Consider the following 3,161-nt stretch of genomic DNA (forward strand, 5'->3'; position numbering starts at 1 on the left):
ATTATAAAACGCGGAAGGTCTACACCTCTCGACCCTGCCCTCCCAATTGATGCAAGGGACATTGTGTCGAGAATAATTATGGATGCTACCGTTCCATATGAATGGAAAAGAAAACCTACTGAGATTTTCCTTGACGAAGAAATGGTGAAAAAGGTTCAGGCCCGCTGGAAAGAATATGGATTAGAAGGCTGAAAAAACGAGGGGATAGGGTATAGGGTATAAGAAGCAGCGATTCTTGATTGCTAAACCCTGTTCCCTAAAATACTAAGGGGGAAGTATGAGACCAATAAGGTATACCGATGGAATGATAAATGAGTTTAAAAGGGATGGATACTGGACTGATGAGGTTTTTTATGATTTCTGGGCAAGGAATGCAAAAAAGTTTGGAAAGAGAGAGGCCCTTGTTGATTCAAAGTATCGTGTAACCTGGGCTGAGGCAAAAAAGCTTATAGATAGCCTTGCATTAGCATGGGTGGAGATGGGCATTCCAAAGGATGCAAGGATTATCATACAGGCACCCAACAGTGTCTATGGTTTTCTCGCCCGTATTGCCTGTGAAAGGGCAGGGCTTATTTCGCTTACCGTCTATCCTTACTTGAGGGAAAAAGAACTTGAATATATGCTTGAGAGGACAGAGGCCCATGCAGTCTGTATCCCTCGAATTTATCGTAACTTTAATTATCTTGACATGTACACGGATCTTAAGGGCAAATCAAAAAATCTTAAATATTTTTTTCTTTTTGATGAAGAGGTTCCAGAAGGGGCACCTGAAGGGAGCTTTTCACTCGTAAAACTGGCTCATAAACAGGCTGCTCGATCAAAGCTTCATCTTCTTGATGAGAGAAGATTTAGCTCTACCGGAGATGTAGGGCTTCTTACGAGTACAACAGGTACCACAGGTCTTCCAAAACTCGTGGAGTGGCCAATCGCATCAAGGGTTTGCACCTTAAAGGCAAGGGTAGATATATGGAAACTGACAAAGGATGATATTACACTTGCCATTGCTCCTCATGCAGGTGGTGCAGCAGGAAGCCTCACGTATTTTGCAGCACCTTTTGCAGGTGCAAAGACTGTTTTAATGGAGGAGTTTAACCCGGAAGGCGCCCTTGCCCTTATAGAGAAGGAAAAGGTCACTGCCATAGGGGTTGTACCAACACATCTGGTGAGGATGCTTGAAGCAGATGAAACAAAGTATGATTTGAGTTCTCTGAGGTTCATTCGTTCCGCAGGAGGGTACCTCCCCCCGCAGGTTGCAGAAGAAGCAGAAAAAAGATTTAAAGCAATTATCACGAGCGACCTTGGAACCCAGGATGTAGGTTCAGTTTCCGGGTGCACCATAGATGATCCTGAAGAAGTAAGAAGAAGGACGGTAGGGAAGATGCTACCCGGTAATAAGGTCAGACTGCTGGATGATGAAGGAAAAGAGGTATCTGAAGGAGAACCTGGACAATTATGGTTCAGAGGACCTCATGCCCCTGCAGGATACTACCGTGACCCTGAAGCAACTGCACCTGTTTTTAATAATGATGGATGGACCACTACGGGTGATATCGTGAAGTCAGAGGATGATTTTCTCTGGATTATGGGAAGGGCAAAGGATATGATTATAAGGGGTGGACAGAATATATACCCTGCAGAGATAGAAGGGATTCTTAATGAACACCCTAAGATTGCGAATGTTGCAATAATTGGGTATCCGGATGTAGAGATGGGGGAGCGTAGCTGCGCTTATGTAGTCCCCGAGGCAGGTGAAACCCTTACAAAAGATGAGATGATCACATTTCTAAAAGAGAAGAAGATGGCTGCATACAAACTGCCTGAAAGGCTTGAAATATTGGATGCTTTACCCGTTGTTGGGGATTCGGGCAAGGTGGATAAAAAGGTGCTCAAGGCAGAACTTGAAAAGAAGGTGGCTGAGGGGAAATAATGAAGACGATCCTGATTATTTCTACCCTCGATACAAAAGGTGTGGAGACAATTTATTTAAGAGATAAGATTAAAGAACTCGGGAAAATACCTGTTATTATTGATATTTCTATGAGGTTAGCTGAGGGCATGAGTGCTGATATTTCACCCAGCAAAGTAGCAGAGGCAGGGGGGAGTAGTTTTGAGGAGATCCTTGCATCCCGTGAAAGGGCAAAAAATACCGCAATTATGACAAAAGGCGCAGCGATACTTGCACTTAATATGTGGAAAGAGGGGAAGCTTGACGGAATCATCGGTATTGGTGGTTCTACAGGCTCTCTCATGGCAACAGACGTAATGAGAGCACTTCCGTTCGGAGTTCCCAAGGTTATGATATCTTCAACAGCAGCCTTACCCGGTATGTCTACCAGATATATCGATACAGGTGACATAGCACTTATACATTCTGTTGTAGAAATATCGGGGCTGAGTGATGTTCTTAAAAATGTTATAGACAGGGGAGCTTATGCGATATGTGGAATGGCAGAGGTAGTGGGTCTTAAAACAAAAAAAGGAAAGGGGAAGAAAAAGGCTATTGCCCTTACCATGTTGGGGCCTTGTGAGAAATGTGCAAGCACTGTAAGGGAGATGCTCGAGAAAAGTGGGTATCAGGTTATAGGTTTTTCTGCAGCAGGGATAGGGGACAGGGCAATGGAGGCGATGATCGAGCAAGGGTTTTTTGATGGAGTAATCGACCTTGCCCCCGGGGCTGTTATTGAGCATATAGTAGGCGGGATGAGAGATGCCGGGCCTAACAGGCTGGAGGCAGCGGGAAAGGCAGGTATCCCTCAGATTGTTTCTACGTGCGGTGTAAATCATATTACACCCCCGAAGTCTAAGTATACAGATGACCATAAAATGCGTAGAAAATATAACCTTGATAAATTTCGTACCTGGCTTAGGGCATCCCCTGAGGAACTTAAAATGGCAGCAAATGTCTTTGCTGAAAAGTTGAATAAGTCAGAAGCACCTGTAAAAGCGATAATTCCTCTGAAGGGCTGGTCATCTGTTGATACACCTGGGAGCATAACGCATGATCCAGAGGAAGACAGGATATTTATAAAGGAATTAAGAAAAGGTCTAAAGCCTGAATATGAAATTATAGAGGTAGACGCCAATATGGAAGAGCCTCAATTCGCACAGGCAATTGTAAATGCAAGTTTGGAATTGTTTAAGTAAATTCAAGAAAAGAGTAT

At 43.9% G+C, this 3,161-nt stretch carries 3 protein-coding genes; all 3 read left to right on the top strand.

The annotated features are described in order from the left end of the window. On the top strand, positions 1-192 hold a 192-nt coding region (locus NTU69_03680; protein ID MCX5802628.1), incomplete at its 5' end, for a phenylphosphate carboxylase subunit beta. An 85-nt stretch (positions 193-277) separates the two neighbouring features. Beyond that, entirely contained in the window at positions 278-1,927 is a 1,650-nt protein-coding gene (locus tag NTU69_03685) for a class I adenylate-forming enzyme family protein (GenBank protein ID MCX5802629.1), read from the top strand. Further along, positions 1,927-3,144, top strand: coding sequence for a Tm-1-like ATP-binding domain-containing protein (locus tag NTU69_03690; protein ID MCX5802630.1), 1,218 nt, complete (start codon positions 1,927-1,929; stop codon positions 3,142-3,144). Before NTU69_03685 ends, NTU69_03690 begins: the two co-directional genes overlap by 1 nt. Positions 3,145-3,161: the final 17 nt, after the last annotated feature.

It is taken from the genome of Pseudomonadota bacterium (assembly GCA_026388215.1).
Classification (GTDB): Bacteria; Desulfobacterota; Syntrophorhabdia; order Syntrophorhabdales; family Syntrophorhabdaceae; genus JAPLKF01.

What these genes read in the sequence shown, in the direction of transcription:
- NTU69_03690 (MCX5802630.1), top strand. Translation starts at nt 1,927, where the DNA reads ATGAAGACGATCCTGATTATTTCTACCCTCGATACAAAAGGTGTGGAG.
- NTU69_03685 (MCX5802629.1), top strand. Translation starts at nt 278, where the DNA reads ATGAGACCAATAAGGTATACCGATGGAATGATAAATGAGTTTAAAAGG.